The sequence below is a fragment of the Streptomyces katrae genome, assembly GCF_000966975.1.
GTDB classification, from domain to species: Bacteria; Actinomycetota; Actinomycetes; order Streptomycetales; family Streptomycetaceae; genus Streptomyces; species Streptomyces katrae.
The window spans coordinates 1-5,761 of sequence record NZ_JZWV01001196.1; the positions used below are offsets into that span (position 1 = coordinate 1).

The following is a 5,761-nucleotide window of genomic DNA, read 5'->3' on the forward strand; positions in this document are numbered from 1 at the left end:
CACCAGTTCCGCCGCGCTGCCGGGCGGCAGGACGACCCCCGACCGCAGCGGGAACACCTCGTCCACCTCGCCCCGCATGCCCCCGACCACGATGATGTGCCCCGCTTCGGGCACCGACAGGCTCAGGCTCACCCCGCCGCCGGCCGCCGCGAGTTCCCGCAGCGGCTGGGCCGCCGCGGCCCGCAGCGCACGCGCCGGATGCCAGGCCTGCCCCAGCCGGAACGTACGCGGCCCCAGCCGGTAGCGCCCCTCGTGACTCTGCACCGCGCCCAGCGCGACCAGCTGCCCGAGCAGCCGGTGGGCGGTGGCCTTCGGCAGCGCGGCGTCGCTCGCCAGCCGGGTCAGCCCCACCTCGTCGTCGTGCGCGAGCACTTCCATCAGAGCGAACGCGCCTTCCAGCACGCCGCGGCCCTCTGCGCCGGATCTCGCCATGAGGGTCCCCCTCTCATGCCGGGGCCGTCGGTCGGACGGCCCCCCACAATTCCCCGTTCGGACCAGGTCAGTTGGGGTGTCCGTATGGTTACCCTCACTCGCCGGTCCGTTGAATGGACCCGATCATTGCCCGCTCGCTGCGATCGCGCCACTGTGTTCTCCGTCAAGGGACGGAACACCGGGCCTCCTGCGGAGGTCAAGTGTTCGTCCGCCCACAGAAAACAGGGGAGGCACATATGAGCGCCATCAAGACGAGCGCCAGGCAGTTCAAGTACGTCATGGGTGCCATGACGTCGGTCTTCTTCTCGTACTGCTCCGTCAGCTGACGTAGAGCCGAAAAGAGGGGGTGGGGGCGGCTTCCGGCCCCACCCCCTCGCTACGCCTGAGGGAGGCATGAGTGCTGGAGACCGGTGTCCGGCAGGTACGGGTGGCACTGTCCATGGTGTTGGGCCGACGGCTGAGCGCACGGACCGTGGAGCGGCTGGTCGCCGACGCCCTTGCCACGCTGGAGGAGGCTGGAGGAGTTCGGCTCGCTGGGCGACGACGTCGACGAACTGGCCGACGGGCCGTTCACCGACCCGGACGAGCGCCGGGAGCTGCAGAACCGCGCGCTCCGGCGGACCGTGCGCAAACTCGCCAAGCGCTCGCCCTTCTACCGCGAGCGGCTCGCCGGAGTGGACCTCGCGGAGCTGACCACCGAGACGCTCACCCGCATCCCGGTCACGCACAAGGCCGACCTGATCGAACGCCCCGCCGACTTCCTGTGCGGCACCCCGTACCTGGCGACGCAGACGACCGGCACCACCGGCCGCCCCGTCCAGATCTGGCTCTCCCGCTACGAGATGGAACTCTGGCCCGCGCTGATCGCGCTGTCCCTCGTCCTGCGCGGCGAACTCGGCCCCGGCGACCGGATGCAGATCAACCTCAGCTCCAGGGCGACGGCCGCCGTACAGGAGGACGTCGCGGTGTGCCGGCTCGCCAACGCGTCGTGCCACGTCGTCGGGCAGATCCCGCCGGACGAGTCCATCGAGCACCTGCTCGGCCGGAGCGGCAACCGTCCCACCATACTCACCGGCGCCCCCAGCTACCTGGGCCAGCTGGTGACCGCCGCACGCCGGAGCGGCTACGGACCCGACGACTTCGGGCTGCGGGCGATCTACGGCGGCGGCGAGATGCTCTCGCGGAACCTGATGGACGCCCTGCGCGAGACGTTCGGGGCCGAGGTCGTCGGCGACGCCTTCGGCATGACCGAGCTGCTGCCCGTCGGCGGCCGTACCTGTAGCCGGCGCCATCTGCACCTCGACCCCAACATGGGCTACATGGAGGTGCTCGACCTGGAGACGGGCGAGCCCGCCGAACCCGGCCGGCTCGGCGCGCTGACGGTCACTCCGTACTACCCCTACCGGGAGTGCATGCCCGTCCTGCGGTACAACACCGGTGACGTGGTCCGCACCCTGGAGGAAGAACCGGACTGCGAACTGGCGGTGGTTCCCGCGGTCTCGTACATCCTCGGCAAGGCGGGCCGGCTGCACCGCACCAGCGACGCCGTCGTGACCCCCCGCGAGATCGTGGAGGCGCTGGACGGCACCCCCGGGCTGCCGTTCCCGCTGCGCCACCGGGCAACCGTCGGGGCCGACGGCCGACTCCACGTGGAGGTCGCCTCCAAGGAGGTCACCGCCGCCGAAGTGACCGAGCGGCTGCGGGCCGAGGACATCGAGGCGGACGTCACGGTCCTGCCGCTCGGCGACGAGGAGGCCGCGCGGCGCTTCCCCCTCCGCTGCGACCTGTTGGAGCACACTTTCACCCGGAGCCCCGCATGACGGTCTTCTACCAGCTCGCGGTCACCATCGCCCTGGCGCTCGCGGTGTGCGCCGGAGCGGTCCACTACTTCCGCACCGTACGCGCGGCGAGGCCGCCGGTCGGCGTCTTCAACGGCCGCGACATCTTCGTGATCATGGGCTTCGTCCTGGCCCTGCCGTACGTCTACCTCGCGCTGCCCGGCGGAGTCCTCCCGGCCGTTCTCGCCCTCGTCTTCGCGGGCGGGCTGTCCGTAGGCTACCGGCCCGTCATCGGCGACGGACGGCTGCGCTGGGCGCTGATCGCCGTACTCATCGCCGGCGTGTTCGCCGCCCACCTGGCCTTCGGTGAGCTCGCCGCACCGTACTGGATCGCCAACAGCTGCGTCGTCGGCCTGGTCGTCGTCTCCGCCACCAACCTCAACGTGCAGGGCGGCATGCGGCTGAGGAACGTCGCGTGGTTCCTGCTCGCGCTCACCCTCTACGACGCGTTCTTCGCCTGGGTCGTCCCCCTGACCGAGGAACTGTCCGAGGCCGTCCAGGGCTATCCGTTCGCCCCCGCGGCCGGGCTGCGCATCGGCGACGACCTCGGCGCGGTGGTCGGCATGGGCGACCTGCTGGCCTACGCCCTCTTCACCACCACCGCCTACAAGGCGTACGGGAAGGCGGGGCTGCGCACCGGGATCGCGCTGGTCCTGCTCTTCGGCGCGGTGGCCCCGGTGGTGACCCTGCACGTCGTCGGCGTGGTCACCGGGCACGTCCCGGCGGTGATGCCCGCCCAGGTGTTCTTCGGCCCGGCCGCCTTCATCGGCTACCTGCTCCTGCGCCGCCGCGGCCCGGAGCGGCGGATGGCCGAGATCGTGTTCGGCCGTGAGCGGCTCGGCACGCCCCGGCAGGCGCCGGCCCGCACCGCGCAGGCCCCGGCCGCAGCCGAGCCGGGTCCGGCCGCGGAGGTTACGGTGGCACGATGATTCGTGTACGGGACATGGACGCGGCCGACATCGAGGCCGTCTCGGCCATCCGGGTCCGGGGGTGGCGGGCGGCGTACGCCGGACTGGTCCCCCGTACCCATCTGGACGCCATGACGGTCGAAGACGACGCCGCCCGGCGGCGCGAGTGGTTCTCCCGTCCCGGCCGGACCTCGCGGGACCTCGTGGCGGCCGGCGACCTCGGCCCCGTGGGGTGGATCTGCTACGGCCGCCCCGGCGGGAGCGAGCCCGCGGGCACCGGCGAGGTGTACGCCCTGTACGCCGCCCCGGAACTGATCGGCACGGGCATCGGCCGCGCCCTCCTGGACGAGGCCCACGCCCGTTTGCGCGCCGAGGGGTTCACGGCGTCGGCGCTGTGGGTCCTCGCCGGGAACGAGCGGGCCCGGCGCTTCTACGAGCGGGCCGGCTACCGGCCGGACGGCCGGACCCGGGACGACGCGTACGAGGACGGGACCGTCCTCACCGAGCTCCGCTACCGCCGCCCCCTCTGACCCCGGCCGCGGGCGGAATCCGGCCAGTCGGGGAACCACGGACCGCGGCGGCGTCCGCCCGGAACCCGGGGGAGTGGCATCCTCGACGTATGGAGGACGAGGCACTGCCGCCGGGAGGGGGCACAGCACCGGAGACGCTGGCCCTGGCCAAGGTGGTGGCCCGGCTGCGCGCCGAGGTCGAGGACCTGGAGGCGGGGGCCGCGATGGCGGCGGTCCTCGAGCGGGCCAAGGGCGTGGTCATGGCCCAGGAGGGCCTGCCCGCGGACGAGGCGTACGAGCTCCTGCAACGCCGCGCCGACGGCCACCGGTGCACGCTGACCGAGGAGTGCTGGCTCACCCTGGCCGGCGCCGGCCGGCCCCGGGCCGGGGCCCCGGCCGAGCCGGGGGACGCACGGGAGGGGACGGTCTTCCACACCGCCAGGTACGCGGCCGGCGGGGCCTCCGACGCCGGTCAGCGTCATGATCTACACCCGCGCCTCCGCGGGAAGCCTGGAACTGGCCGGGCACGCCGGCATCGACACCGCCACGGCCGAGCAGTGGAGCCACATCCCGCCGCTCGCCGGCGTCGCCCCGCTGGAGGCCCTGACCGAGGAGCGGCCCGTCTGGCTGGAGAACCTCGGCCGGGCCGCGGACGGCTACCTGCTCATCGGATCCAGACCGGAGCGGTGGCCCTCCCGCGCCTGGATCCCGGTACCGGGAGACCCCGCCACCACCGCCGTCGGCTTCTTCCGCGGCGAGCCCGGGCCCTTCGACCAGCGGACGCGGAGCCTGCTGCGCCGGGTGGCCCGGCTGTGCGGCGGAGCGCTGGGAGCACCCTCGGCGGCGCGGGCCTCGGCCCCCGCCGAGGAGGCCGTCGCGGCGGTCCAGCAGATCTTCGACGCGCTGTCCGAGCCCGCCGTGCTCCTCACCCCCCTGCGCTCAGCCGACGGCTCGGTGGAGGACTTCCGGATCGACGCGGCGACCGCCGAATCGGTGGACGTCGCGGGCCGCAGGGGCAGGGAACTGGTCGGCCGCAAGATCCTCGAAACGTATCCCACCGTGGCCGGGACCCCGCTGTGGGACGGCTACCTGGACACCCTGGCCACGGGAACGGTCTACGAGGGACTCCCGTTCACCTACGAGGAGGTCGCCGCCGGAGTCCCCCGCCACTCCGTCTACTCCGTGCGCGCCTCCCGGCTGGGGGAGCGGCTGGTGATCTCCTGGATCCGCCGTGACAGCAGCGACCAGGAGGACCGCAGGCTGGCCGACCTCCAGCGCCTGGGCAACCTCGGCTGGGCCAGCTGGAACCTCACCACCGACACCGTCCTCTGGTCCGACCAGGTCTACACCGCCTTCCGGCGCGATCCCGCCCTGGGCCCCATGCCCCTGGAGGAACTCCCCGCCCACGTGGTGCCGGACGACCTGCCGGGGCTCGGCCGGGCCGTCCGGCTGCTGCTCGAGGACGGCCAGGCCATCGACCAGACCTTCCGCATCACCACCGCCGAAGGGGTCCGCCACCTGAGGATCGTCGCCGAGGCCGGTACCGACACGGACGGCACACCGGTCGAGGTGCACGGCTTCGTCCAGGACGTCACCACGCTGCGCGACACCGAGATCGCCCTGCGCGAGAGCGAACGCGCGAACCTCGTCCAGCGCGGCATGCTCAGAGCCGAACGCTCCCTCGCCGCAAGGCTCCAGGAAACCCTGCTGCCCATCCCCGAGCAGTCCCTGGAACTCGCCGGGCTGCGCGTCGACGTCGCGTACCTGCCGGCCGAGGCCGGGGTGAACGTGGGTGGTGACTGGTACAGCGCCATCCCCCTCCCCGACGGCTGCGCCCTCTTCGTCATCGGGGACGTCGCCGGGCACGGCCTGGCCGCCGTCGGCACGATGGCCCAGCTCCGGTTCACCGCCAAGGGCATGGCGGTCACCGGCTCGGCGCTCCCCGACGTCCTGGGCCGGCTCAACGCCCTCCTGCTCCACACGGCCGCGGAACCGTCCGGGGCCGCCACCGCGACCATGGTGATGGCCCGTTACCAGCCGGACGGCCACCGCCTCAGCTGGGTACGGGCCGGAC

At 73.1% G+C, this 5,761-nt stretch carries 5 protein-coding genes; 4 read left to right on the forward strand and 1 reads right to left on the reverse strand.

Going from position 1 to position 5,761, the window contains the following annotated elements:
• Window positions 1-432 (reverse strand): helix-turn-helix domain-containing protein (locus VR44_RS34865; protein ID WP_045951654.1); only part of this gene is annotated, 432 nt, incomplete at its 3' end.
• Window positions 433-929: 497 nt separating this feature from the next.
• Between VR44_RS34865 and VR44_RS34870 the strand changes: the two genes are divergently transcribed.
• The 4 genes from VR44_RS34870 to VR44_RS34890 form a co-directional block, all read left to right on the forward strand.
• A complete protein-coding gene (locus VR44_RS34870) occupies window positions 930-2,252 on the forward strand; it encodes a phenylacetate--CoA ligase family protein (RefSeq protein ID WP_045951655.1) in 1,323 nt (440 codons plus the stop codon).
• Complete coding sequence (locus tag VR44_RS34875) at window positions 2,249-3,199, forward strand: hypothetical protein (protein WP_045951656.1); 951 nt, start codon at window positions 2,249-2,251, stop codon at window positions 3,197-3,199. Before VR44_RS34870 ends, VR44_RS34875 begins: the two co-directional genes overlap by 4 nt.
• Entirely contained in the window at window positions 3,196-3,708 is a 513-nt protein-coding gene (locus VR44_RS34880; protein ID WP_045951657.1) for a GNAT family N-acetyltransferase, read from the forward strand. The genes VR44_RS34875 and VR44_RS34880 overlap by 4 nt, the downstream gene beginning before the upstream one ends.
• Before the next feature lie 459 nt (window positions 3,709-4,167).
• A partial coding sequence (locus VR44_RS34890) for a PP2C family protein-serine/threonine phosphatase (RefSeq protein WP_052713976.1) occupies window positions 4,168-5,761 on the forward strand: 1,594 nt, incomplete at its 3' end.